This is a genomic window from Rahnella sp. AA, from assembly GCF_002834385.1.
Classification (GTDB): domain Bacteria; phylum Pseudomonadota; class Gammaproteobacteria; order Enterobacterales; family Enterobacteriaceae; genus Rahnella.
In genome coordinates this window covers 275,208-301,241 of the sequence record NZ_PITQ01000002.1, presented here as the reverse complement: position 1 = coordinate 301,241, position 26,034 = coordinate 275,208, and the positions used below count along the sequence as shown (strand labels likewise).

The following is a 26,034-nucleotide window of genomic DNA, read 5'->3' as shown; positions in this document are numbered from 1 at the left end:
AAGAACTAAATCATGAGTTAACGCAATCAGCCGTTAACCAAAACTCGTCTTGCTTCACGGTATCGTTTATTCCAGTAGGAATCATTCAGGCTTGAAATCATCACACCCGCGCTCGTGGATGCGTGAACAAACTGATCATTACCTAAATAAATACCGACGTGACGGCCTGTTGAGCCAGCACGGAACAGAACCAGATCACCCGGACGCAGTTTAGTGCGCTGAATTTTCTTGCCTGTGTCTTCCTGTTCATAAGTTGAACGAGGTAAATCCATACCAAATTGTTCGCGGAATGTTACCTGAACGAACGCTGAGCAATCGATACCACGCTTGCTGTCACCGCCTAACCGATAACGAACGCCTTTCCAGCCAGCGTACTGTTCCATAATTTTGGATTTTACGTTGACGTTGCGAACCATTGCTTCGAATTCATCCTGAGAGGCTTGCAGTAGAAGACCGTCTTTGTCATTTACTGCACGCATATCAGTTTGTGCGTTTTCTGTGTTCGAAGAATGCATACCACTACACGCAGAGAGAAGAATTGCTGCGCCAATCGCGGGAATTATCCGCGTGATATATCTCAGAAACGGTTGAGACTTGACCATTATTGTTGTTATCCCTTGCTGTCCTTAACGATGAAATCGTTATTAAAATTGCCAAACGAAGCGAGACTACCTGCCCTGATCACAGGGGACAAACACCTCTTGGGTAAAATGTGCGTTACAGCACGTTTTTTCCATCAATGCGTGTGTTTTTACCCCATTTCTATATGGGCGTTTTGGAGATTACCGTAATGAATAAGGGATTGCGAGAGGTTTTACGGGATTTTTTATAAGAAATTGTGATGTAAGCTGATGTAAGTAAAGATGTTAAAAATGGTGGGTGTTTTTTATACTAATTTGGATTAAAACCACATCATTAAGGGGTTTTGAGCCCACAATTGAGCAAAATAACGCTGAGAATTATCTGGAAAAAAGATCAGGCATATCAGAAAGATTCACCTGACCATAATTAAAAACTATGAGTCTTGAAATTACGCCGAAGTTTTAGGATTTTTTTTACCGGGTAATTTTCTCTCCAGCCAGTTAATCAGCATATCGCTGGCAGGCGTCATCAGCCACCAGCTGGCACCCACCAGTACGACTGACATTGAACCGACCGCAATATCGGTGAACCAGTGCGCCCCAATCATTACGCGTGGCAATGAAAAGATAAGTGTAATCAGCAGCGCGATGACAAACGCAAACCGGCTCAGATAGCGCAACATAAAGCAGGAGAAAATAATCAGCATCATGCCGTGGTCGCCAGGGAAGCTGTCTGCGGACGAATCTTTAGTCGGGATACCGGTCAGCTGGCTGACGCGGTTGACACCTTCAAAGCTCAGCGACGGGCTTTTATGGCTGACCGGCAGTAAATGCCCAAGCTGATTTAGTACCACAGCGGTCATCAGCATCACGATGCCAATGATGATATAGCGGCGACGGCCGGCGCTATCCTGCTTCAGGAAGTAGCTCAGGTATAACAATCCCATCGCCAGCAATGAAATAAGGTCAAAAGCCCGATTATTGGTGATCGCGACCAGGTGCAGGAACCAGGCATCGGTGACCAGGTGTCGATTGAAAAAGAAGAAAACTGACTTATCAATCGGGAACCAGAAACCGTGGTTTGCGGGCAGGTAGAAAGATAAAAAAAGCGCAATGCCCAATATATTGAGTATCAGGATTGCAGGAATATTCCGGCGATACATAATTAAAAACCTATTCTTAGCAGGATAATGATTTTCGTAGTGAGCGTTAACTTAATCCGTTTAAGTTAAACGAATCTTCAACAAAGAGGATTGAAGTGCATTCCACTGGGCATTATCGCGAGTAATCAGTTCAATTCTGCTGTCTAACGGCGCCGCCGGTTTTGTTTCAATGTGCAGATCATTTCCCTGGCGGTTAATCAGCAGGGCGCCTTCTTTTATCCGAATAATACCTTTTACCCGATCAACCGGAGCCAGACGTGCCCAGTCGAGGATACCGGCAGTATCAAATTGCGTTTCACCGTCAAATATCCATCCGCAGCTGGTATATCCGTCGGCCTGATTAAGCGCCCGCCTCCAGCGTTGTGTGCCCGGCAGGCTGAGCGCTGCCAATCCACGGGGAGAAGTATGCGAATGATGATGTTTCCCTTCCGGCAGTTCGGCCTGATTTTTGCGCGGTAAATCGAGCAAGGCGGGGTCAATTTCCCCCTGAGTGGCCAGCACTAACTGGCGGGCACCGCCATTGTGGCTAAACCATTCTTCCAGCGCCTGCTTATCTTTCGCCTGAGCAACGTCAGATTTATTGGCGACAATCACGTCAGCGGAAGCCAGCTGATCGCGGAAATTTTCATTTTCAATGACTCGCTGGTCGCTTAACTGACGCGGATCCATCAGGCATAGCGTGGCGTTAAGTGTCAGCCAGTTGCTGTAAATCTCAGATGTTAATAAAGAAAGTATTTGCTTCGGATGGCCCAGTCCGGTGGGTTCAATTAACAGGCGATCGGGTTTTTCCCGCTGCAGCAGCATGTTAAGGCCTACCTGCATAGGCAAGCCATTCACGCAACACATGCATCCTCCGGGGATCTCCTTTAGCACCGCGCCGCTGTCAGCCAGTAATGCGCCGTCGATACCCACCTCCCCGAACTCATTGACCAATATGGCCCATCTTTCACCCTCAGGCTTTTGAGCCAGCAGATGGCGTAGCGTGGTCGTTTTGCCGCTGCCCAGAAAGCCAGTGATCAGGTTGGTTTTGGTCATTTTCGTGCGCTCGTTTTAAAAAATTTACAGGCCAATGTGCAATTTCGATTTAAGAAAATCCAGCGTTGTGCCGATGGATGACATGGATTGCTAAGTTTTGGCCCGGCGGTGCCCAATTATTTTGCGTGCAGAGATGCGAATTGCTTTAGATGCATTAATGTTAAGTAGAAGTTGCGGGAAAATTAATTATGTAAATTTTAAATGAGGTGTTGCCATGAACAGAATCAAATGGGGACTGTTTTTGGGCGTTTTTGCCTCAGGGATGATGCAGTACGTCAGCGCAGGATCAACCGGTACCATTCATTTTTATGGGGCAATTGTTGATGGCGGTTGCACGTTTAATACCGGTGGGAATCAGCTCGTCAGCCACTGTGAGCGGGGCGGGGCGCAGGTTAAACAGACGCGCCAAATCAGCACGACAAACCCACTTTCTTTTAACCTGCCGCTGTCTTTAGGCCACGTCACGACGCAGCAGGTCGGCAACAATCCTCATCTGGCGATTATGACCGTATCGTATAACTGAACCGGATAAATGATGAGTGTTACTGATTAGTTTATCACCGGTCATTTTCCTCCCGGCGTTGATCAGGGCGAAAGTGGCCCGACAACTTTAAAAACTGGCTGACCCAATTTTGATCGGGTCGTCAGTTTTCCCCTTCGGTTCTTCCCCTTTGTGCCCGCATGTTATAATTTTCTCTCCTGTATCAGGCATTCTGTGCGGTTAAAAAGCCGTTTCAGGTGTAGGACCAATTTTAAAGTATGACCAACGGGGCGACATTATGCGACTTTATCAGGAGATTGGCGGTCATCTGCGCCGTGATATCCATGCCGGGAAATATGCCCCTGGCGATCGTCTTCCTCCTGAACGTGATATTGCTGAATCTTACTCGGTGAGCCGCAGTGTGGTGAGAGAAGCGCTGATTATGCTTGAACTTGAGAAGATCGTGGAAGTGCGTAAAGGTTCCGGCGTTTATGTAATGCAGCAGCCGGATGTGTTGCCGCCGGAAGATGCGGACAGAGGTTACGGCCCGTTTGAGCTGTTGCAGGCACGGCAGTTGCTGGAGAGTGAAGTGGCGGCATTTGCGGCCATGCAGGCCACCAAAACCGACATTCTGCAAATGCGTGATGCGATTGAAGCGCAACGAAGCTGTATTGCACGCGGCATTTCTGACGATGTTGAAGATCAGCGTTTTCACGCCCTGCTGGCGCAGGCGTCACAGAACAGCGTACTGGTAAAACTGGTGGACGATTTATGGCAGATTCGCCAGCGCAGCTCGATGTGGGAAGGGATCCATCAGCACGTCGGGGATAAAAACTACAGTCAGATATGGCTTCTGGACCATCAGGCAATCCTGCAGGCAGTATTACGACGCGATGCCAAAGCCGCGAAACAGGCGATGTGGCAGCATCTGGAAAACGTAAAAGATATGCTGCTGAAAGTCTCTGATGCCGATGATCCTTCTTTTGATGGATTCCTGTTTTCGTCCGTACCCTCAGAACTGAACGACTGACCCTGCGGCACAAACAGAAACGGCTGCCGGAGCAGCCGTTTCTTCATACGATGGATTTTCAGCCCATATATTTCGCGACGGTTTTCTTCGCGCCCACTCTTTGCAGGTCAGCATAGGCATTCAGAATGGCCTGAACCACTTTTTCTTCCTGCGGCAATTGCTCACCGAATACGCCCGTCAGCGCCAGCAGCGCTTTTACACGCGGTTCGCCGTCAGCGGTAGACGCCACGATTTCAGCTAAGGTTTCAGCCATCGGATCTTTAATCTCGATAGGCTGACCCGCATCGTCCGTTCCGCCGATATAACGCATCCAACCCGCGACACCGAGCGCCAGCAACTCATAAGAGCCCCCGTTTTTCACATGCCAGCGGATGGAGTCGAGCATACGTTGCGGAAGCTTCATCGTTCCGTCCATGGCGATTTGCCAGGTGCGGTGTTTCAGCGCCGTGTTGCAGTAACGGGCAATCAGGCTGTCGGCATAAGCGGTGAGATCCACACCTTCAACGCTCAGCGTGGGTGCCTGCTCGTGCAGCATCAGGCGATGGGCTGCTGCTTTATAATTCGCATCTTCCATGCAATCGTTGATGTGCTGATAACCGGCCAGATAACCGAGATAGGCCAGGAATGAGTGGCTGCCGTTCAGCATTCGCAGTTTCATCTGCTCAAAGGGCAGAACGTCGGAAACCATCTGTGCACCGGCCTTCTCCCAGTCAGGGCGTCCGGCAACAAAGTGATCTTCTACCACCCACTGAATGAATGGTTCGCAGGCAATGCCGCACGGGTCCGTTACGCCACCCAGCGCTTCGGTGATTTCTTCCAGAGTAGTGTCGGTGGCCGCCGGAACAATACGGTCAACCATGGTGCTTGGGAAAGAAACGTTCTCAGCGATCCACTTCGCCAGTTCGGCGGAACGGGCTCTCGCCATGCCCAGAACGGCGTTTTTGACCACCAGACCATTTTCAGGAATGTTGTCGCAACACAACACGGTAAAGCCTGGCAGGCCGCGCTCATGACGCAGACGCAGCGCTTCCACTAACACGCCAGGCGCGGTGCAGGGTGCCTGACCACCGGCCAGATCCTGCTGAATTTTCGGGTTTTGCAGATCCAGTTCGCCGGAGCCGGGTTCAATGCAATAGCCTTTTTCGGTGATGGTCAGTGACACGATCGCCACCTGGGGTTCGGTGAGTTTTGCCAGCACGGCATCCAGCCCGTCGATCCCGCCATGGACGGACTCATGCGCAGAGCCGACGATAATGGCCTGATTCCCTTCGGCACCTTTTTCCAGAACGGTAAAAAGATGATCCTGCTCGCGTAAACTTTTGATTAACGACTCATTGCCAAACAGGCTGACTTCACAGATCCCCCAGTCGCCACCTTGCTGATTTAACACCCGGTTAGTCAGTAATGCCTGATGGGCGCGATGGAAAGCACCAAATCCGAGATGAACAATGCGGCTTTTCAATGCGTCACGATCATAACCAGGTAATGACACTGCTGCTGGCAGAGACGCTGTGGCAATAGTTTTCATGCAATACTCCAGGCAAGTCAGAAATAATGAAATTGGTCAGGCCAAATTGGGGCTGTTTACCCGTCAGTTTAAAATTATGCTGGATAAAGCGACGATTTAAGCCGAAATCAGGCTTTAGAGTGTAAAGTCATATGATAGAAAGGGGAATTGGTAAGTCCAGACAGCCACTCGTTTTGTGATGCAGATCGAGTGTCTGAGAAATTTGTGATGAGAAGTGCGAAGCAAAAAAAAAGGAACGCCGTGGCGTTCCCTTTAAAAAGCGGGGCAACTGACCTTAGTCAGCGCGGCCCATATAACGACGTTCAGCAATATGGATGCGGATTTTGTCGCCGGAGCTCAGATATTCTGGCACCTGGATATTCAGGCCGGTAGCCATCACAGCGGGTTTGGTACGTGAGCTTGCAGACGCACCTTTGATGCCCGGCGCGGTTTCAATAATCTCCAGATCCACCGTCTGTGGCATTTCCAGCGCCAGCAGCTGGCTGTCCAGCGTCAGAACCTGCATACCCTGCAAACCTTCTTCAGGAATGAACAACAGTTCGTCTTCAATCTGCGCTTTGTTGAAGGTGTAAGGCGTGAAGTCTTCGTCATCCATAAAGATGTACTCGTCGCCGTCAACGTAGGAGAAATTCACCTTACGGCGGGTCAGGGTCACGGTATCGAGAATATCGTCACCTTTGAAGCGTTCTTCCACTTTGCCGCCGGTACGCACATCGGCGAAACGCATTTTGTACAAGGTGCTGGCACCACGGGCGCTTGGGCTCTGCACATCAATGTCTTTTACCAGCAGCAATTTGCCGTCGTAGTTCACAACGAAGCCGCGTTTAATTTCGTTAGCACGTGCCATATAAATAACCTGTCAGCAGAGAGAATAATAATTTGCGACACGTTACCCGCGCCGCTGATTTCAGGCAAGCAGATAGCGTAAAAAGAGTCGGGAAAACCCGCTTTCTGACGCAATTTTTGTGGTCTGCCTGCCGACATTAAAAATGTTCGATATACAGTGTTAAAGAGTCGTAAATATTTCGCTGGTGGCGGTGTTGCGCGCCTGCTATTGTCGCGCCTCAAAATGTGGCCTGAGGAGGCTGTTAATGGACTGTCGTACCGATTGCGGAGCCTGTTGCATAGCGCCTTCAATTTCCAGCCCGATCCCCGGAATGCCGGACGGCAAACCCGCCAACACCCGCTGTATTCATCTGGCCGATAACTTCCTGTGCCAGATTTTCACCTCGCCGCTGCGGCCAAAAGTTTGCGGCAGCCTGCAGGCCAGCCGCGAAATGTGTTTTACACACCGCGACCAGGCGCTGACTTACCTCATTAAACTCGAAGCGGACACCGCGCCTTAAGCCACGGCTTCCGGCGTTTCTTCCGCTGGCTTATCGACGTTTTTCACATTCCAGATGCACGCAACCGCGCCCACGACCATTACCAGCGCGGCGTAAAACACCGCGTGATACGTCCAGAACTGGGCAATCACGCCCGCCAGTGAACCGGCGAGGATCCAGCCCGCACGGGTGGAGTTGGTGAACAGCGTTGTTGCCGCTCCCGCCTGACCCGGCATTAAATCCTGAAAATACAGCATGCCGATGCCGGCCAGAATGCCGATGAAAATGGCGTTCAGCAGCTGTAAAGCAATCATCGCTGCGGCCCCGGTCGTAAACAAAATACAGGTGTAGAAAATCACCCCCGCCAGCACGGCAAACCGCATCAGGAAACGCTTACCTAACTGTTTTGCCAGATATCCGGCAATCAGCATGGTCGGGATTTCCAGACAGGCGGCGCTGCCCATCAGCACGCCCGCCAGCTTTTCAGGCAAGCCCAGTTCGCGCACCACATACAGCGGCATGTTGATCAGATAAATACTGTTGGCCGCCCACATCAGAGAACAGGCAACAAACAGCATCAGCGTATCGCGACGGTTGCGGCGCGGGGCTTCCAGCGTAGCGGTTGTTTTGATGTGCGCCTTAGGCATGGAAGGCAGGAACATCCACACCATTACGCCACACAGCAGAAATGCCAGCGTGGCGGCGCAGTACATGAAGGTAAAACCGAATCCCATCGACAGGGCGAAAGCCAGTGGCGGCCCGACTACCCAGGCCAGAGAAACTTGTGCGCGCAAAATAGAGCTGAACATCACGGCTTCGCGCCCTGTTTTTTCGGAATGTTCACGCGCAAGGGCAAACATTTGCGGGTTGGCGGTCGAGCCAAAGCTTGATAATAAAACGCCGATAAACAGCCAAATAAAGTAGTTACGATTGAAGGCGAAAAGGACACATGCCAGCGCGCCCAGAATGCAGCAATACAGGATCAGCGTTTTGCGGTCACCGCGTTTGTCGGACCAGGTCGCCAGCAGCTGGCTGACGAAAATACCAATCACGGCGCTGCCGGTAAAGAAGATGCCGACCATAAACGGGCTGACGTGTACCTGAGAGGTCAGGAACAGGCTGAGCGTCGGGGTCTGAAGTGCACCCGCAATCCCGGTAAGAAAGGCGATGATCAGAAAAGCAGTCGACGTCATGTCGGGTAAGCGGCGGGCTGACGTTGTAGAAATTCGCATTAGATAGCTGAACCAGAATGAAGAGAAGGGGGGACAAAATTTGCGCGAATGTTACGACAGTTTAAAAAAAACAAAAACAGGTTTTGATCATCAAAAATGTAAACCGGAGTGTATTTGCCATACTGAATAATAAAACCGCACATTGTGTTAAAAATAACCCATTCTGGCATGAGCCGGATAACAGGAGGTCATCAGCTTAGATCCGTCAGCTGACTTCAGCTAATCTGTCCCCGGTTGTTTCAGCCTGACTTCAGCATTTGTGTTAAGTCACGGGCTTCAGGGCGTCAAAAAAAGGAAACTGTGCGTGGCATCAAAAAATTGTTACGCAAAATCAGGGAAAACTTGATTTAAAAACAGGCCGGATTAAGACTCCTTGAAACGTTTCAGCGTTGTCAGTTTCTCTTCTGAAATTTGATGGCGCTCCTTTTTTCTCAGTAAAGCTGAAACGATTCAATTTCAGCAGGAGAGGAGAATTATGTTCCAACTGTCACAGCAAGATATTCATCTCGGTGCGGCTGCCAGCGATAAGCAGGAAGCAATTCGCCAGGTCGCGGCGGCACTGACTCAGGCCGGCCGCGTCAGCGAAGGCTATGTAGACGGTATGCTGGCGCGTGAGCTGCAAACCTCGACTTACCTTGGCAACGGCATTGCTATCCCGCACGGCACCACCGATACCCGTGATCTGGTGCTTGATACCGGCGTCCAGGTATTCCAGTTCCCGCAGGGCATCGCATGGGGTGAAGGTCAGACCGCTTATGTCGTGATCGGCATCGCAGCGCGTTCTGATGAACACCTCGGTTTGCTGCGTCAGCTGACGCACGTCTTAAGTGACGACAGCGTGGCTGAGCGTCTGGCAAAAACAGATTCCGCTGAAGAACTGCGCAGCCTGCTGATGGGCGAGAAAAATGCCGCTGAATTCCTGTTTGATACCCAACTGATTGCTGTGGATGTGGCGGCGGAAAGCCTGATCACATTACAGGCGCTGAACGCAGGCCGTCTGCAACAGGTTGGCGCTGTAGATACCGCTTTCGTCAGTGATGTGATCAGCCGCAAACCGCTGAATCTGGGTCATGGTATCTGGCTGAGCGACAGCACGGAAGGCAACCTGAAAAGTGCCGCTACCGTCAGCCGCGCACAGCAGGCATTTGATCTGGCCGGCGAAAAAGTGTCTATGCTGCTGACGATTTCTGTCGCAGATGACCAGCCGCTGGACGTGCTGAATTACCTGAGCGACCTGCTGATTGCTAATAAAGCTGAACGCTTGCTGACGGCTGATGCGGTGGGCGTGCTGGCTTTACTGACCAGCGAAGTCGAAGAACAAGCCAACGTGCTGGCGGCTGAATTCGTTATCCGTAACGAACATGGCCTGCATGCGCGTCCGGGCACGGCATTAGTGAACGTGATCAAACAGTTCAGCAGCGAAATCACCGTAACCAATCTTGATGGCAGCGGAAAACCTGCCAACGGCCGCAGCCTGATGAAAGTCGTGGCGCTGGGCGTGAAAAAAGGTCACCACCTGCGCTTTACTGCCAGTGGTGAAGATGCAGAACTGGCATTAAAAACCATCGGTGAAGCGATTGCTGATGGCCTTGGGGAGGGCGCATGAGCCGTCGAGTCGCCACAATTACCTTAAACCCGGCATACGATTTAGTGGGCTATGTGCCTGAAATCGAACGCGGTGAAGTCAATCTGGTGCAAACCACCGGTCTGCACGCCGCAGGTAAAGGCATCAACGTTGCGAAAGTGCTGAAAGATCTCGGTATCGATGTCACCGTTGGGGGCTTCCTGGGCAAAGAAAATCAGGACGGCTTCCAGCTGTTGTTCAGCGATCTGGGCATCGCGAACCGTTTCCAGGTCGTGAATGGCCGTACGCGTATTAACGTCAAGCTGACTGAAAAAGATGGCGAAGTCAGTGACTTCAACTTCTCCGGCTTCACTGTGACGCCGGCCGACTGGGAACGTTTCGTGACAGATTCCCTGTCATGGCTGGGCCAGTTCGACATGGTCGCCGTGAGCGGCAGCTTGCCAGCAGGCGTGGATCCTGACGCATTCACTGACTGGATGAAACGTCTGCGTGCGCAGTGTCCGTGCATCATTTTCGACAGCAGCCGTGAAGCACTGGTTGCCGGTCTGAAAGCTGCGCCGTGGCTGGTTAAACCTAACCGCCGTGAGCTGGAAATCTGGGCTGGTCGTAAATTGCCAGAACTGAGTGACGTGGTAGAAGCTGCGCACGCCTTGCGCGATCAGGGGATTGCCCACGTGGTGATTTCTCTGGGTGCTGAAGGCGCATTGTGGGTTAACGCCTCCGGCGCGTGGATCGCCAAACCGCCAGCCTGTGAAGTTGTCAGCACCGTCGGTGCCGGCGATTCCATGGTCGGTGGCCTGATCTACGGTCTGCTGATGCGCGAATCCAGCGAACATACGTTACGCCTGGCAACGGCTGTTGCCGCACTGGCTGTCAGCCAGAGTAATGTCGGTGTCACCGATCGTCCGCAACTGGCGGCGATGATGGCCCGTGTTGATCTGAAACCCTTTTAATCCGCAGGAGGCAGAATGAAAACGCTGCTGATGATAGACAGTTCGCTGGGACAGGCTCGCAGCCATCTGGCGAAAAATTTGCTCGCTGCTGCTGCGGCGAAAGCAGGGCATCAGGTGGTCGGACAGGCCGCTGACGCTGAAGTGGTGATCGTGGCCGGTGAAACCGTGCCGAACGACGCGGCGCTGACGGGCAAAAACATTTACACTGGTGATGTGGCGGATGCAGTCCGTGATCCTCAGGCATTTCTGGCACGTGCACTGACAGAAGCCAAACCTTACGTGGCACCGGCAGTTGCCGTGTCAGCACCTGCCGCTGCGGCGGGTCCAAAACGTATCGTTGCTATCACCGCCTGCCCGACCGGCGTTGCGCACACTTTCATGGCGGCTGAAGCCATTGAAAGCGAAGCCAAAAAACGCGGCTGGTGGGTGAAAGTGGAAACCCGCGGTTCCGTCGGTGCCGGTAACGCCATCACGCCTGAAGAAGTGGCGGCGGCAGATCTGGTCATCGTTGCGGCTGACATCGAAGTCGATCTGGCGAAGTTCGCCGGTAAGCCGATGTACCGTACCTCTACCGGTCTGGCATTGAAAAAGACCAAACAGGAGCTGGATAAAGCACTGGTTGAAGCGGAAGTGTTTGCCCCTAACGCACAGGGCGCAACTTCCACGGCGAAGAAGAAAGAAGCGGGCGGTTCTGGGCCATATCGCCACCTGCTGACCGGCGTGTCTTACATGCTGCCGATGGTGGTTGCGGGCGGGTTGTGTATCGCGCTGTCTTTCGTTTTCGGTATTAAAGCCTTCGAAGTAAAAGGCACGCTGGCGGCTGCGCTGATGCAAATCGGTGGCGCTTCAGCCTTCGCGCTGATGGTTCCGGTTCTGGCTGGCTTTATTGCCTTCTCCATCGCTGACCGTCCTGGCCTGACGCCGGGTCTTATCGGCGGTATGTTAGCCGTGAGCACCGGTGCTGGTTTCCTTGGCGGTATCATCGCCGGTTTCCTCGCGGGTTACGTGGCGAAAGCTATCAGCGGCAAGCTGAAGTTACCGCAAAGTATGGAAGCCCTTAAACCTATCCTGATCATCCCGCTGGTCGCGAGCCTGATTACGGGTCTGGTGATGATTTATGTTGTCGGTACGCCGGTGGCAAAAATCATGGCAGGTCTGACCGCATGGCTGCAATCTCTGGGTACTGCGAACGCCGTACTGCTCGGCGCAATCCTCGGTGCGATGATGTGTACCGACATGGGTGGCCCGGTAAACAAAGCGGCTTACGCATTCGGCGTCGCGTTGCTGAGTTCTTCCGTGTACGCACCAATGGCCGCCATCATGGCAGCGGGTATGGTGCCACCACTGGCGATGGGTCTGGCGACCTTGCTGGCGCGTAACAAGTTCGAACAAAGTGAACGAGAAGGCGGTAAAGCAGCGCTGGTTCTGGGTCTGTGCTTTATCTCTGAAGGTGCGATTCCGTTCGCTGCCCGTGACCCGATGCGTGTTCTGCCGTGCTGTATCGCCGGTGGTGCGCTGACCGGTGCGTTGTCCATGGCATTCCATGCACAGCTGATGGCACCACACGGTGGTCTGTTTGTTCTGCTGATCCCTGGCGCAATCACACCGGTTATCGGTTATCTGGTGGCGATTATCGCTGGTACCGTTCTGGCGGGTGGCGCTTATGCGGTTCTGAAACGTTCAGATGCGCAACTGGCGGCTAAAGTAGCCTGATAATTGCTGTTCAGCAGGTGACAGAAGCGCGACTTGAAAAATGAGTCGCGCTTTTTTTTTGCAGATGGCCGCTGCAAGTGACGGCATGGATAACGCGATCGAGAAAGTTTCGGTTTTTCATGTGCGGTGCTCGCTTAGATCAAAACCTTGGGTTGCCACCCAAACCGGCAAGACCTTGGGCTCGCCGCCCAAACTGGCCCAAAGGGTTTTAAACGAAACCCTTTGGAATCCTGCGTTTTTTTAACTGCGCGCTACCGCTCGCTGGCTATGTTTCAGACACAATAGTGATTGCCGCGAAAACTTGCCGCTGCGCGGTTCCCTTACTCGGTTTCGAGCCACAGGTCTCGAAACGCTTCGCTCGGCAAGCTTTCTGAAAGCGGCCACTGGCTATGTAATTCAGCATGCTTTTTGAAAGCAGCTGGAGGCTTATCTAGAGTCAAAAGCAGAAGGGTTTTAATCTTTTTAGATAAGTGGGCTGGCGCGCTCAAAATCCAGCTGAACGGAGCGGCTTCGAGACCTATGGCTCGAAGACCGAGTGAAGGCAGCACGAAGTGCCTGGATTTGCGCCACATGCAGGAGTAACAGAACACGTCCGTCGACCCAGCGATAGCGCGCAGTTTAAGAGCCCGGGATTCTCAAGGGGCGCGGCGATAGGCGCTCCTTGAGGCCAGTTTGGGCGGCGAGCCCAAGGTGTTGACCTTGAAGCCCTTTTGGGTGGCAACCCAAGGTTTTGACCTGAGTTTTAAGCATCACTGCAAGTGATAAACCGAAATCGTCTCGATCCAAGCCTTTAGGCCGCCACTTGCAACGGCTATCTGCAAATTTAAGCCGCGACTTCAGCCGCCGCTTCCCCCTTCAACCACGCGATCTCATCTTTCCAGATCTCCGGATCGACCGTCTCGAGGATCATCGGGATACCGTCAAACCGCGCGTCGCGCATCATCCAGCTGAACACCGTGTTGCCAATGTTCCCCTGACCGAGGCTGTGGTGGCGGTCGACGCGGCTGTTGAATTCGCTTTTCGCATCGTTGAGGTGCATACCGCGCAGGTACTTAAATCCGACGACGTCTTCGAAATGTTTGAAGGTCTTCTCGCACTCTTCGACGGTACGCAGATCGTAACCGGCGGCGAAAGCGTGGCAGGTATCGATGCAGACACCGACGCGGCTTTTGTCTTCGACGCCATCAATGATTTTCGCCAGATGCTCGAAGCGGAAGCCCAGATTGCTGCCCTGACCGGCGGTGTTTTCAATGACCGCGGTGACGCCCTGCGTCTGCGCCAGCGCAATGTTCAGGGATTCAGAGATTCGTTCGAGGCATTTGTCTTCGTCGATTTGCATCAGGTGGCTTCCCGGATGGAAATTCAGCAACGAAAGGCCGAGCTGCTCGCAACGTTGCAGCTCGTCGAGAAAGGCCTCGCGGGATTTTTCCAGCGCATCGGTGACCGGATGGCCGAGGTTAATCAGATAGCTGTCATGCGGCAAAATCTGGTTACTCTGATAGCCATATTTTTCACAGGCTGCTTTGAATTTTTCGATGACGTCTTCCGGCAGCGGTGCCGCTTTCCACTGGCGCTGGTTCTTGGTGAAAAGCGCAAAAGCCGTGGCTTCCAGCTCGTGTGCCCGCAGTACGGCCTGATCGACGCCGCCCGCAGCACTCACGTGTGCTCCTATAAACTTCATTCCCGCTCCTCATTTATTTTTCATCCAAGGGGGAATGATAGCGCCTGCACGGGGCAGGCGCAGCAGAGAAGTGTTAAAACCCGCAACATTAGCCAAAAAGATGCTGAACCAGCTGGTTGATCCCCGCGCCGCCAGCAATCAGCCAGACAAACAATATGGCCGCCAGCAACATCGGTTTCAGCCCCGCCTGACGCAGTGCGCTGACATGTGTTGTCAGGCCCAGCGCCGCCATTGCCATCGCGAGCAGCACTGTGTCGAGCGTGATGAGCGGTGGGATCCAGCTGTGTGGCAGAATATCCAGCGAGTTAAACGCCGCCACCAGGATGAACATCAGTGCGAACCACGGGATCGTGATGTTACGCAAACCTGATTTCTCACCGCCTTCGTTCACGCTTTTACCGCGGGCAACCCAGCCGGATAACAGCAGCAGGAACGGAGCCAGCATCATGACGCGGATCATCTTGGCAATCACCGCTGCGTTTTCAGCGTCCGGGTTGACGCCCTGACCGGCAGCAACCACCTGCGCCACTTCATGCACCGTTGAGCCGGTATAAATGCCGAACTGTGCAGCCGTGAAGTTCACCCAGTGATAATGCTCATTAAGCTGCCATAACCACGGATACAGGAAGATGGCGGCGGTACCGAAAATAACCACTGTGGCCACGGCAACGGTAACTTTTTCGGCTTTAGCGTTGAGCACCGGTTCCGTCGCCATCACGGCGGCTGCACCGCAGATGCTGCTGCCTGCACCGATGAGCATCGAGGTATCGCGGTCTAATTTAAACACGCGTTGTCCCAGCCAGCAGGCCAGAGCAAAGGTAGAGCACAGCATCATGGCGTCAATCAGAATGCCGGTTGCACCGACGTCTGCTATCTGCGCAAAGGTGAGTCGCAGGCCGTAAAGGATGATGCCGAGCCGTAACAGACGCTGTTTTGCCAGCGTAACGCCTTCCTCACACCACGGCTTGGCGGCAGGATAAAACGTGTTGCCGGCAACCATGCCGATAACGATCGCCAGCGTCAGTGCGCTCAGACCAAGCTGATTCAACGCGGGAATGTCGCTTAACCAGATGGCCAGTACGGTGATAAGCCCCGTCAGAGCCAGGCCGGGTAAGGCACGGCTAAACCCTGCTGACTGCTTAAGTACGAGAGTATTCATTGTCTGTTCCTCTTTATTCAGGAGATGAGACAACGTTACGCTTTGCTTATATAAATATGAAATAGATTATAATTTTATAATCTATCTTAAAAAGTGGTATAGAATGCGTCGCAATGAGAGCACCTGAACGACCGGCTGGCCAACGGGTCTATACTTAACAAAGAGAAGCGTGAGGATAGCGGGACATTTATGCACATTACATTGCGACAACTTGAAGTCTTCGCCGAAGTGCTGAAAAGCGGTTCGACCACGCAGGCGTCAGTTGTACTTTCATTATCGCAATCAGCGGTCAGTGCGGCGCTGGCCGATATTGAAGGGCAACTTGGCGTGCAGTTATTTGACCGGGTCGGAAAACGGCTGGTGACGAACGAACATGGACGCCTGTTATACCCGAAAGCGCTGGCGTTGCTGGAGCAGGCGGGAGAAATCGAGCGTCTGTTTAATCACGACAACGGTTCGCTGCGCATCGGCGCCAGCAGCACTATCGGCAATTACATGCTGCCGGCGATGATTGCGGAATACCGGCTGGATTTCCCGCATACGCCGCTGGAGCTGAACGTGGGCAACACTAACGACGTGATTAACGCCGTCTCTGACTTTAGGGTGGATCTGGGCCTTATCGAAGGGCCATGCCAGTTGCCGGAGCTGATCACGCAGCCGTGGCTCGATGACGAACTGGTGGTATTTGTCGCGCCGGAAAATCCGCTGGTGAACAAGGTTGTTTCGCTGGAAGCGCTGGCGCGGGAACCGTGGATTTTGCGTGAACGCGGCTCGGGTACGCGCGAAGTGTTAGATCACATGTTGCTGCCGCAGTTACCGGATTTCAATCTGGTGATGGAGCTGGGAAATTCCGAAGCCATCAAACACGCGGTTCGCCATGGTATTGGTATCAGTTGCCTGTCGCGCCGCGTGATTGCCGAGCAGCTTAGCAGCGGCTCGCTGGTGGAAATCCGCCTGCCGGTTGCCCCGCTGGTGCGTAAGCTTTATCTCATTCATCACCGCCAGAAACACATCTCCAACGCCTTGTCGCGGTTTTTAACCTACTGCCGCGAATCCTGATTACGGTCTTTCACTAATGATCCACGGCCTGTTATGAAGGTGTCTTATAACAGGTCGTTCCTGCTATTCAGGGCGACAGGTTTTGCTACAATCCGCGCTTAAATTTTATAATGACGAGCGGATATAGGGTAAAAATGGCTCAACAACCTACAAAAAATACGCAGGTGGTTCCCACACTGCGTCGCGAGCTCAAGGCACGTCACTTAACGATGATCGCCATCGGCGGTTCAATTGGTACGGGTTTATTCGTCGCCTCCGGCGCAACAGTTTCACAGGCAGGCCCGGGTGGGGCGCTGCTGTCCTACGCACTGATCGGCATCATGGTGTATTTCCTGATGACCAGCCTCGGTGAACTCGCCGCGTTCATGCCGGTTTCCGGTTCATTCTCCACCTACGGCTCGCGCTATGTGGAAGAAGGTTTTGGTTTCGCACTGGGCTGGAACTACTGGTACAACTGGGCGGTGACTATTGCGGTTGATCTCGTGGCTTCGCAACTGGTGATGAACTACTGGTTCCCTGACTCGCCGGGCTGGATCTGGAGCGCTTTGTTCCTCGGCCTGATCTTCCTGCTTAACTACATTTCCGTACGCGGTTTCGGCGAAGCAGAATACTGGTTCTCTCTGATCAAAGTGGTCACTGTCATCATCTTCATCGCCGTGGGCGTGCTGATGATCACCGGCATTATGCGCGGCGCAGAAACGGCAGGCTGGCATAACTGGACTATCGGTGACGCGCCGTTCGCAGGCGGATTTGCCTCGATGATAGGCGTGGCGATGATCGTCGGTTTCTCCTTCCAGGGAACCGAACTGATTGGCGTGGCTGCCGGTGAGTCTGAAAACCCGGGCAAAAACATTCCACGCGCGGTGCGTCAGGTATTCTGGCGTATCCTGCTGTTCTATATCCTGGCGATTCTGGTCATCAGCCTGATCATTCCTTACACCGATCCAAGCTTGCTGCGTAACGAAGTGGGCGATATCTCCGTCAGCCCGTTCACGCTGGTGTTCCGTAATGCCGGCCTGCTGTCCGCCGCTGCGGTAATGAACGCCGTGATCCTGACTGCCGTATTGTCTGCCGGTAACTCAGGCATGTACGCGTCAACCCGTATGCTGTTCACGCTGGCCAGCGAAGGCAAAGCGCCACGCATGTTCGCTAAACTGTCGAAAGGCGGCGTGCCGCGCAATGCACTTTACGCCACCACCATTGTGGCCGCGCTGTGCTTCCTGAGTTCAATGTTTGGTAACCAGACCGTTTACTTGTGGCTGCTGAACACGTCCGGTATGACGGGCTTTATTGCGTGGCTGGGCATCGCGGTGAGCCATTACCGTTTCCGTCGCGGCTATGTTTCACAAGGTCTTGACCTGAAGAAGTTGCCTTATCTGTCCGGCTTCTTCCCGTTCGGCCCGGTCTTTGCGTTTGTGCTGTGTCTGATCATCACGCTGGGCCAGAACTATCAGGCGTTCCTGAAAGATACCATTGACTGGGGAGGCGTTGCGGCGACGTACATTGGTCTGCCGTTGTTCCTGATCATCTGGTTTGGTTACAAGCTGACCAAAGGCACCAAAGTGGTGAAATACAGCGAAATGGAATTCCCGGAGCACACTGATAAGTAACCGGCCCGGATAACCATGACATTTGAAAAGCGAGGCTCAGGCTTCGCTTTTTTTATGTCTGGTTTTCTCTGATTTTCGGCAAGCTGACGTAACGCTTTGTTACGCCTCGATCAACCTGTACGCTTGATAGGTTTTGCAAAACACATTGATAATTATTATCATTTATTTCCTTTTTTCGGGGATACCCGCTGTAAGTTTTTAACTTAATGAGATTGAAGCGAAAATGAGTGCAACAACCGAACCCGCTCTGGTGGTGAAAGGCAACGCCGAAGACAGCGTTATGGGGCGATATCAGAATATCGTCCGCCGCCGCCTGTTAATCATGCTGATCCTGGTGATGGCGATAGTCGTCTCACTGGTGATTGATTTCATTATGGGGCCGTCAGGATTGTCACTCGGTACGCTGTGGAAAACGCTGTTTGACGCCGCCGCTGCTGACCCGGGTACGCGGGTGATCGTTTGGGATATCCGCCTGCCGTATGCGCTGATGGCCGTTGCGGTGGGCATGTCCCTTGGCCTTGCCGGTGCGGAAATGCAGACTATCCTCAATAACCCGCTTGCCAGCCCGTTTACATTGGGGGTTTCCTCTGCGGCGGCGTTTGGTGCCGCGCTGGCAATCGTGCTGGGTATTGGCATTCCGGGCGTTCCGGACCAGTGGTTTATCTCCGCCAACGCTTTCATTTTTGCCCTGTTTGCCGCACTGATGCTTGACGGCATCACCCGCTGGACGCGCGTCGCCAGTTCCGGCGTCGTGCTGTTTGGTATCGCGCTGGTCTTTACCTTTAACGCGCTGGTTTCACTGATGCAATTTATCGCCACAGAAGACACTTTGCAGGGGCTGGTCTTCTGGACCATGGGCAGCCTGGCGCGTGCATCTTGGGTAAAACTCGGCGTCATGGTGCTGGCATTCCTGATTTTACTGCCATGGTCGATGATGAGCGCATGGAAGCTGACGGCGCTGCGCCTGGGCGAAGACCGTGCGATCAGTTTTGGCATCGACGTACGGCGCCTGCGCCTTGGTACGTTGCTGCGTATCAGTATTCTCTCCGCGCTGGCGGTCGCATTTGTCGGGCCGATTGGCTTTATCGGTCTGGTGGCTCCTCATATCGCGCGGCTGATGTTCGGTGAAGATCACCGTTTCTACCTGCCCGCCAGTGCGCTGATTGGTGCGCTGGTGCTGTCAATGGCGTCGGTTGCCTCTAAAAACCTGGTGCCTGGCGTTATCATTCCGGTGGGCATTGTGACCTCGCTGGTCGGTGTGCCGTTCTTCCTGAGTATTATTCTTCGTCACCGGGGGAACGTCTGATGTCTGAGATGTTAGAAACGCGTGCCGGAAACGTGCTTAACGCCGCCTCGCAGGGGCTGCAAATCCGTGATTTTAATGCGGGTTATCCGAAGCGTCATGTGATCCGCAACCTCAACGTGCCGATGCTGCCGCGCGGGAAAATCACCGTGCTGCTTGGGCCAAACGGCAGCGGCAAATCTACACTGTTGCGCTCCCTCGCCGGTCTTAGCCGTGCTGAAGGGCAGTTGCTCCTCGATGGTCACGACTTAATGCCGATGCCATTTGCGCGCCGCGCCGAGCAGGTTGTCTATCTGCCCCAGACGTTGCCTGCGGGTGTGCATTTGCATGTGCTGGAATCAATCATCGTGGCGCAACGTGCATCCGGCGGAAAAGGTAAGGCCTCGGAAGGGACGGAGAGCGTCATGGCGCTTTTGCGACAGCTTGGCATTGAACATCTGGCGCTGAGTTATCTGGATCAGCTTTCCGGTGGGCAGAAACAACTGGTGGGCCTCGCGCAATCCTTAATCCGCCAGCCTTCACTCCTGCTGCTTGATGAACCGCTTAGCGCGCTCGATCTCAATTATCAGTTCCACGTAATGGATCTGGTGCGCAAGGAAACGCAGAAACGCAACATCGTGACCGTCGTTGTGGTACATGACATCAATATTGCTTTGCGGCACGGTGATCGTGTTCTGATGTTAAAAGACGGCAATCTGATCGCCGATGGTGAACCAGAAGCGGTGATCACCGCCGACAGCCTGGCGCGTGTTTACGGTGTTCGCGGGCGGATCGAGCGCTGTTCGCAGGGCACGCCGCAAGTCCTGATTGATGGGTTAGTTGGCGCGCCGGAGATTTAATCGTTTTGGTACTCCCCCGTGTGAAGGGGGAGTACGCTAAAACAGTCATTTAGTGTGACTACTTCCCGCCCCACGCTTTTAAATTTTGCTCACGCACGTTCAGTTTCTGCTCTGGTGTTAGCTTGTTGTAATCCTTCGCCAGACCACTCTCCCAGTCACCATAAAGCGGATTCGGCAGAACGATATATTGGGTGCCGAACTGCTGATGGTTCTGATTCACAAAGGCGCGGCGCTGCGCGTTATCCTGGTGGTAGGTCGCGGAGCCGAAATCATTCAGATTATCGCCGACGTACAATACGACGTGATAACCCGCCGCTTTGATTGAATCAAAACGCGCCTGCTTGTTCGATGTGTCTGAACTTAGCAGCATCGTTTTTTCATTCGCGCCTGTGAAGCCAAGGCGATTCATATTATCCAGGGTTGCAGCGTATTCACTGGTTTTACGGTTTGATACGTAGAACACGGTGCCACCGTGGGTGTTGACATAGTTGGCAAATTCTACCGCGCCGGGCACGGCGGTTGCCTGACGCGCTGCCGTCCATTGTGACCAGGTTTTGCTGTCGAACGGCTTGTTCGCTTTGACCTGCCAGGCGCTGTATGCGCTGTTATCCAGCATGGTTTCATCAAGATCTACCACCACCGCTTTCTGCTGTCCGGCCAGCGGTTGCGCGTGGTCAAACGCCATTTTAGCCGTGTTAAATGCCTGATAAGCCAGTGCCTGATATTCACCGGATTGCTGGAACCAGTTCAGCGCCATCACGGACTGATCGTTCAGTTTTTGTTGGGCATCTGGTTTTTGCTGCGCACAGCCACTGAGGGCCAGCATGATCAATGCACTGGTAGCGCAAAGCGAAATCTTAGTCATTTGTCATCCCTATGCTTGTTAAGAAAAATTCGCATTAATATGAAAATCTCTAAAACTGTAGCAGATTCAGCGGGCTGCGAAAGCGGGAATTTAACATTACGCGAGACAGGCCGAAAAAGAGAAAAGGGCAGGCCGGACGGGGAGGAATGAAAAAGGCCGGAGGGTGAGTCCGGCCAAAAAAATCAAGGACAGAGAAATAACAATGAAGCGATTCTTTAACTTAAATCAGAACTGATAAACCAGGCCGACAGCAGTAACGTCGTCGTTATTCAGAGCCAATTTATTGTCGTCAGACAGTTGGTTGATTTTATAATCAACATACGCAGACATGTTTTTGTTGAAGTAATACGTTGCCGCTACGTCAACATATTTAACCAGGTCTGCATCACCGATATTTTCAATATCTTTCGCTTTAGTCTGAACATAACCCAGTGACGGACGCAGGCCATTTTCAAACTGATATTGTGCAACAGCTTCGAAGGTTTGTGTTTTATTAGCAAAACCGCTGCCTGCCGGTGCGCCTGCAATACCACCAGGAACGGTGATTGCAACCATATTACGGGTTTCAGCATACATTGCGGCTAAATAAACGCCATTAGCATCATATTTCATGCCGCCAGTCCATGCGTCAGCTTTGTCACCTTTACCGTAAGCAGAGTTGCTTTGCGCCGTGGTGCGGTCAGATGAAGCATAAGCGCCGCCGAAGCTTACACCGGTATCGCCCAGAGCGTAAGTTGTAGACAGTGCATAACCGTCGCCGTTTGCCGTGCTGCTGCCGCGACCGTCGTTTTCATTTTTACCCTGGTACTGAACGGCAACGTTCAGGCCGTCAACCAGGCCGAAGAAGCCACGGTTACGGTAAGTTGCCACGCCGTTAGTACGGCCAGTCATGAAGCGGTCAGCCTTGGTGTAACCGTCGCCACCGAATTCAGGGAACATATCGGTCCAGGCTTCAACGTCGTACAGAGCACCGTAGTTACGGCCGTAGTCAACTGAGCCGTACTGACCGAATTTCAGACCTGCGAAGCCCAGACGGGTTTTAGTGCCCGTGGTGCTTGGAGTTTTGCTGTCGGACTCAGCATGGTTAGCCATGACGTTGTATTCCCACTGGCCGTAACCAGTGATGAGGTCATTAATTTGTGTTTGGCCTTTAAAACCGAAACGAATATAACTCTGGTCACCATCATTGCTGGTTGAGTCAGAGAAATAATGCAGTCCTTTCACTTTACCGTACAGATCCAGTTTATTACCGTCTTTATTATAAACTTCTGCTGCGTGAGCTCCTGAAGCAATCAGCAAACCAGGAATTAAAAGTGCCAGAATATTACGTTTCATGAATTTTACCCTGCATTTTTTATTAAAAGCTTTTCGGGAAAGCTTTATATGAAGTCTTATGGAAAGACGCTATTCATCATTTTCGCTGTACATTCCGTGTGGACTCGGATTTTTCTCAGCGAGAGTTTTTTACCGTAGATTTGTGATCAATTTATGACAATCAGAAATGAACTTTTCTTTTTTTTACAAGTCCTCCACTTTTTCCACAGAAAGTGGAGGAGGAAAAGGTCATTCATCAAGGGTGATTTCGGGCTGCGCGAAAAGGCGGTCTGTGGGACAATAGCGACCAAACCCCGGTTCCGGCCTTCAACAAAAAGAGATGCATGGCGCTTTCCCCCGCAGTAAAAAATCAGATAAGCCAGTGGTACAAAGCCCTGCAACAGCAAATCCCGGATTTCATTTCCCGTGCTCCGCAACGTCAGATGATTGCTGAGGTCGCGAAAGCTTTCTCCGGGGATTCGGCGCGGCATCTGGCTATTGAAGCGCCGACTGGCGTTGGGAAAACGCTGTCTTATCTCATCCCCGGCATTGCGGTCAGCCGCGAGGAAGAAAAGCCGCTGATTGTCAGCACGGCCAACGTGGCGTTGCAGGATCAGATTTTCAGTAAAGATTTACCGCTGCTGAAAAAAATCATCCCCGACCTGAAATTTACCGGCGCTTTCGGGCGCGGGCGCTACGTTTGTCCGCGAAATCTGGCGGCGATGAGTAATGAGAATGCGCAGGGCGATCTGGGATTATTTCTCGGGGATGAGTTAGCGCCTTCAAGCGGTGAAGAACAGAAATTCTGCAAAACGCTGGAAACGGCGCTTTCACGTTATGAATGGGACGGACTGCGGGATCACTATCAAAAAACCATCGACGATCCGTTATGGATAAAAATCAGTACGGATAAAGCGAACTGCCTCAGCCGCAACTGTCACTATTTCCGTGAATGCCCGTATTTTGTGGCACGCAAGGAGATCGAAAGTGCTGACGTCGTGGTGACAAACCATGCGCTGGTGATGGCGGCGCTGGAGTCCGAATCGGTGCTGCCGCCTGCCAAAGATTTGCTGCTGGTGCTGGATGAAGGGCATCATCTGCCGGAAGTGGCACGCGATGCGCTCGAAGTGGACGCTGAAATCACCGCCGTCTGGAACCATCTGCAACTGGACAATTTTGTGCGCCAGATTGAGCAATGTCTGGCGCTGTTTACCCCGAAAAATCCGCCACCGCTGACCAATCCTGAACGTCTGCAAAATCACTGTGCAGAGATGCGGGAATTGCTGCTCGCCGTGGAGCAATCGGTGAGTCTGTCTTTACCGCCTGACCAGACGGAAGCCGAATACCGTTTTGAGCTGGGCATGCTGCCGCCTGAATTAACCGAGCAGTGCAGCCGTTTGTTCAAGCTGACCGATGGCCTGCGCAGCCTGGCGGAGTACATGGTCAACGATCTGAGCGAAAAAACCGGTAAGCACGATATCATGCGCTTGCATCGCGCCATCCTGCACATGAGCCGTATGCAGGGCTATCTCGAAACGATGAGTAAGCTGTGGCGGCTGGCGGCGCTGGATAAAGCCTCAAATGCACCGATCGGCAAATGGGTGACACGCACGTATTTCGATAACCAGACGCATTTAATCTTCCACTGTGCGGGGATCCGCGTCAGTGAACAGCTGGAGAAAATGCTCTGGCGCAAAGTGCCTCATGTGGTTATCACGTCTGCAACGCTGCGTTCGCTCAACAGTTTTTCCCGTTTACAGGAAATGACCGGGCTGACGGAGAAAGCGGGTGACCTTTTTGTCAGCCTGGATTCGCCATTTAATCACGTCGAACAGGGCAAACTGGTTATCCCGCAAATGACGCTTGAGCCGCTGATGGCGAATGAAGCCGCGCATTTGCAGGAGATGGCCGATTTCTTCCGCGCAGAGCTGGCAAAAGGGCTGCATACCGGCCAGCTGGTATTGTTCGCCAGCAACCGTGCGTTACAGCAATTTGTTTCGCTGCTGCCAGATCTGCGCCTGATGCTGCTGGTGCAAGGCGATCAGCCACGTTACAGGCTGGTTGAGGAGCACCGTAAGCGCGTAGCGGCCGGAACAACAAGCGTGCTGGTCGGGTTACAGTCTTTTGCTGAGGGATTAGATCTTAAAGGCGAATTGCTGACGCAGGTGCATATTCATAAGATAGCGTTCCCGCCGATCGACAGCCCGGTGATCCTGACTGAGGGGGAATGGCTGAAAACGCTAAAACGTTATCCGTTCGAAGTACAAAGCCTGCCGAGTGCATCATTCAATCTGATCCAGCAGGTGGGACGTTTGATCCGCAGTCATCAGTGCACGGGCGAAATCGTGATTTACGATAAACGACTGCTGACGAAAAACTACGGCGCGCGCCTGCTGGCCGCCTTGCCCGTCTTCCCGATAGAGCAACGCGAGATGCCCGCACCCGGTTCGGTGAAGCGTCCGGATATTCTGAAAACGGTGAAGAAAGACCCGGTGCGCCGCCGCACCCGCAAACGATGATGCTTTGCACTGACAGCTATTTGCACAGATAAGGTAAGGGAACGATGGATTACACCAAACTCATCAAAGAAGTGGGGCGTGGAAAAAATCACGCCCGTGATTTGGACCGGCAGCAGTCGATGGCGTTGTACCGGGATATTCTGGCCGGTGATGTGCCGGATCTGCAACTGGGCGCATTACTGATTGCGTTTCGTATTAAAGGCGAAGCGGAAGAAGAAATGCTCGGTTTTTATGATGCGATGGAAGCGTGCGTAATGCGCCTTCATGCTCCGGAAAATCGCCCGATGCCGGTTGTTATCCCGACTTACAACGGTGCGCGTAAACAGGCAAACCTTACGCCACTTCTGGCTATTCTTCTCAGCCGCCTCGGTTTACCCGTGCTGGTTCACGGTGTTGATGAAGATCCGACGCGTATCACCAGCGCGGAGATTTTCCGCGCGCTGGGTATTGATGCTGCTCAGACGCAGGAACAGGCACAACAACAGCTCGATGCAGGGAATGCGCCGGTGTTTGTGCCGGTTTCCGTTTTGTGCCCGCCGATAGAAAAACAGCTCGCGTTGCGCTGGCAGATGGGGGTGCGCAACAGCAGCCATACGCTGGCGAAACTGATTACGCCGTTTATCGGGCAGGATTCCCTGCGGATATCAAGCGTTTCTCATCCGGAGTATGTTCAGCGTGTCTCCTCATTCTTCCGCCAGATTGATGGCCGTGGCCTGCTTATACAAGGCACGGAAGGCGAAGTGTACGCTAACCCGCAACGCTTCCCGCAAACGCACTTTATCGCCAGTGGCGGGCAGAGCGTTTTGGCTGAAAAGCAGGAATTTGCGGATGCTGACATTCCTGCCACGAAGGACGTCGCCGCGACGGTTTCTTACATCAACGGGTGTCTGAATGGTGAACGTGCGATCCCGCAGGCGATCCTCATTCAGCTGGCGTGCTGCCTGGTGGCTGCGGGGGTATCGGGGGATATGGCGGAAGCGCTGATGATCGTAGAGCAGGTGTTTTAATGATGCCGGACCGGGCATCGATGCGGTTCAGACTGATCGACAAGATTTCGGT

22 protein-coding genes are annotated in these 26,034 nt (G+C 53.0%); 12 read left to right on the top strand and 10 right to left on the bottom strand.

Going from position 1 to position 26,034, the window contains the following annotated elements:
• Window positions 1-26 precede the first annotated feature (26 nt).
• The 3 genes from mepS to CWS43_RS06195 form a co-directional block, all read right to left on the bottom strand.
• Entirely contained in the window at window positions 27-602 is a 576-nt protein-coding gene (gene mepS, locus CWS43_RS06205) for a bifunctional murein DD-endopeptidase/murein LD-carboxypeptidase (protein ID WP_101076051.1), read from the bottom strand.
• 428 nt (window positions 603-1,030) lie between these two features.
• Window positions 1,031-1,744 (bottom strand): phosphatase PAP2 family protein, encoded by a 714-nt coding sequence (locus CWS43_RS06200; protein ID WP_101076050.1) that lies wholly within the window; start codon window positions 1,742-1,744, stop codon window positions 1,031-1,033.
• Between the two features lie 60 nt (window positions 1,745-1,804).
• Entirely contained in the window at window positions 1,805-2,779 is a 975-nt protein-coding gene (locus tag CWS43_RS06195) for a GTP-binding protein (protein ID WP_101076049.1), read from the bottom strand.
• A gap of 214 nt (window positions 2,780-2,993) precedes the next feature.
• On the opposite strand from CWS43_RS06195, the gene CWS43_RS06190 reads away from it, so the two are divergent.
• Window positions 2,994-3,302: a type 1 fimbrial protein gene (locus CWS43_RS06190; protein ID WP_101076048.1), complete on the top strand. Its 309-nt coding sequence runs from the start codon at window positions 2,994-2,996 to the stop codon at window positions 3,300-3,302.
• A 256-nt stretch (window positions 3,303-3,558) separates the two neighbouring features.
• Window positions 3,559-4,290 carry a GntR family transcriptional regulator gene (locus tag CWS43_RS06185; protein WP_101076047.1) on the top strand — a complete coding sequence of 244 codons (732 nt, stop codon included), beginning with the start codon at window positions 3,559-3,561 and terminating at the stop codon, window positions 4,288-4,290.
• A gap of 58 nt (window positions 4,291-4,348) precedes the next feature.
• Here the strand turns inward: CWS43_RS06185 and CWS43_RS06180 are convergent, their stop codons facing one another.
• Together CWS43_RS06180 and yeiP are read right to left on the bottom strand one after the other, a co-directional pair.
• Complete coding sequence (locus CWS43_RS06180; protein ID WP_101076046.1) at window positions 4,349-5,818, bottom strand: mannitol dehydrogenase family protein; 1,470 nt, start codon at window positions 5,816-5,818, stop codon at window positions 4,349-4,351.
• A 274-nt stretch (window positions 5,819-6,092) separates the two neighbouring features.
• Window positions 6,093-6,665 carry an elongation factor P-like protein YeiP gene (gene yeiP / locus CWS43_RS06175; RefSeq protein ID WP_101076045.1) on the bottom strand — a complete coding sequence of 191 codons (573 nt, stop codon included), beginning with the start codon at window positions 6,663-6,665 and terminating at the stop codon, window positions 6,093-6,095.
• A 244-nt stretch (window positions 6,666-6,909) separates the two neighbouring features.
• On the opposite strand from yeiP, the gene CWS43_RS06170 reads away from it, so the two are divergent.
• Window positions 6,910-7,164, top strand: coding sequence for a YkgJ family cysteine cluster protein (locus CWS43_RS06170; protein WP_101076044.1), 255 nt, complete (start codon window positions 6,910-6,912; stop codon window positions 7,162-7,164).
• Here the strand turns inward: CWS43_RS06170 and CWS43_RS06165 are convergent.
• Window positions 7,161-8,375 (bottom strand): sugar efflux transporter, encoded by a 1,215-nt coding sequence (locus tag CWS43_RS06165; RefSeq protein ID WP_101076043.1) that lies wholly within the window; start codon window positions 8,373-8,375, stop codon window positions 7,161-7,163. The genes CWS43_RS06170 and CWS43_RS06165 overlap by 4 nt on opposite strands.
• A 475-nt stretch (window positions 8,376-8,850) precedes the next feature.
• Here CWS43_RS06165 and fruB point away from each other — a divergent pair, with 475 nt between their 5' ends.
• The 3 genes from fruB to fruA are packed head-to-tail and all read left to right on the top strand — an operon-like array spanning window position 8,851 to window position 12,626.
• Entirely contained in the window at window positions 8,851-9,981 is a 1,131-nt protein-coding gene (fruB, locus tag CWS43_RS06160) for a fused PTS fructose transporter subunit IIA/HPr protein (RefSeq protein WP_101076042.1), read from the top strand.
• On the top strand, window positions 9,978-10,913 hold the full coding sequence (gene fruK / locus CWS43_RS06155; protein ID WP_101076041.1) for a 1-phosphofructokinase: 936 nt from the start codon (window positions 9,978-9,980) through the stop codon (window positions 10,911-10,913). The genes fruB and fruK overlap by 4 nt, the downstream gene beginning before the upstream one ends.
• A gap of 15 nt (window positions 10,914-10,928) precedes the next feature.
• Window positions 10,929-12,626, top strand: a complete 1,698-nt coding sequence (gene fruA, locus CWS43_RS06150; protein WP_101076040.1) for a PTS fructose transporter subunit IIBC — start codon at window positions 10,929-10,931, stop codon at window positions 12,624-12,626.
• Between the two features lie 823 nt (window positions 12,627-13,449).
• Here fruA and nfo read toward each other — a convergent pair.
• Window positions 13,450-14,307 carry a deoxyribonuclease IV gene (nfo, locus tag CWS43_RS06140; protein ID WP_101076038.1) on the bottom strand — a complete coding sequence of 286 codons (858 nt, stop codon included), beginning with the start codon at window positions 14,305-14,307 and terminating at the stop codon, window positions 13,450-13,452.
• 88 nt (window positions 14,308-14,395) lie between these two features.
• Window positions 14,396-15,466, bottom strand: a complete 1,071-nt coding sequence (locus CWS43_RS06135; protein ID WP_101076037.1) for a YeiH family protein — start codon at window positions 15,464-15,466, stop codon at window positions 14,396-14,398.
• A gap of 189 nt (window positions 15,467-15,655) precedes the next feature.
• Between CWS43_RS06135 and yieE the strand changes: the two genes are divergently transcribed.
• The 4 genes from yieE (at window position 15,656) to CWS43_RS06115 (ending at window position 20,277) form a co-directional block, all read left to right on the top strand.
• Window positions 15,656-16,525 carry a DNA-binding transcriptional regulator YeiE gene (yieE, locus tag CWS43_RS06130; protein ID WP_101076036.1) on the top strand — a complete coding sequence of 290 codons (870 nt, stop codon included), beginning with the start codon at window positions 15,656-15,658 and terminating at the stop codon, window positions 16,523-16,525.
• Between the two features lie 134 nt (window positions 16,526-16,659).
• Window positions 16,660-18,135 (top strand): amino acid permease, encoded by a 1,476-nt coding sequence (locus CWS43_RS06125; protein WP_101076035.1) that lies wholly within the window; start codon window positions 16,660-16,662, stop codon window positions 18,133-18,135.
• Window positions 18,136-18,358: 223 nt separating this feature from the next.
• Window positions 18,359-19,441, top strand: coding sequence for an iron ABC transporter permease (locus CWS43_RS06120; protein WP_101076034.1), 1,083 nt, complete (start codon window positions 18,359-18,361; stop codon window positions 19,439-19,441).
• Window positions 19,441-20,277 (top strand): ABC transporter ATP-binding protein, encoded by an 837-nt coding sequence (locus CWS43_RS06115; RefSeq protein ID WP_101076033.1) that lies wholly within the window; start codon window positions 19,441-19,443, stop codon window positions 20,275-20,277. Before CWS43_RS06120 ends, CWS43_RS06115 begins: the two co-directional genes overlap by 1 nt.
• A 58-nt stretch (window positions 20,278-20,335) precedes the next feature.
• Here the strand turns inward: CWS43_RS06115 and CWS43_RS06110 are convergent, their stop codons facing one another.
• Together CWS43_RS06110 and ompC are read right to left on the bottom strand one after the other, a co-directional pair.
• The gene (locus CWS43_RS06110; protein ID WP_101076032.1) at window positions 20,336-21,142 is read right to left on the bottom strand and encodes a 5'-nucleotidase, lipoprotein e(P4) family; all 807 of its coding nucleotides are present in this window, start codon (window positions 21,140-21,142) and stop codon (window positions 20,336-20,338) included.
• A gap of 225 nt (window positions 21,143-21,367) precedes the next feature.
• Window positions 21,368-22,477, bottom strand: a complete 1,110-nt coding sequence (ompC, locus tag CWS43_RS06105) for a porin OmpC (protein WP_101076031.1) — start codon at window positions 22,475-22,477, stop codon at window positions 21,368-21,370.
• Between the two features lie 323 nt (window positions 22,478-22,800).
• Between ompC and dinG the strand changes: the two genes are divergently transcribed.
• Window positions 22,801-24,975: an ATP-dependent DNA helicase DinG gene (dinG, locus tag CWS43_RS06100; RefSeq protein WP_101076030.1), complete on the top strand. Its 2,175-nt coding sequence runs from the start codon at window positions 22,801-22,803 to the stop codon at window positions 24,973-24,975.
• Between the two features lie 44 nt (window positions 24,976-25,019).
• The gene (ybiB, locus tag CWS43_RS06095; protein WP_101076029.1) at window positions 25,020-25,982 is read left to right on the top strand and encodes a DNA-binding protein YbiB; all 963 of its coding nucleotides are present in this window, start codon (window positions 25,020-25,022) and stop codon (window positions 25,980-25,982) included.
• The last annotated feature ends 52 nt before the right edge of the window (window positions 25,983-26,034 follow it).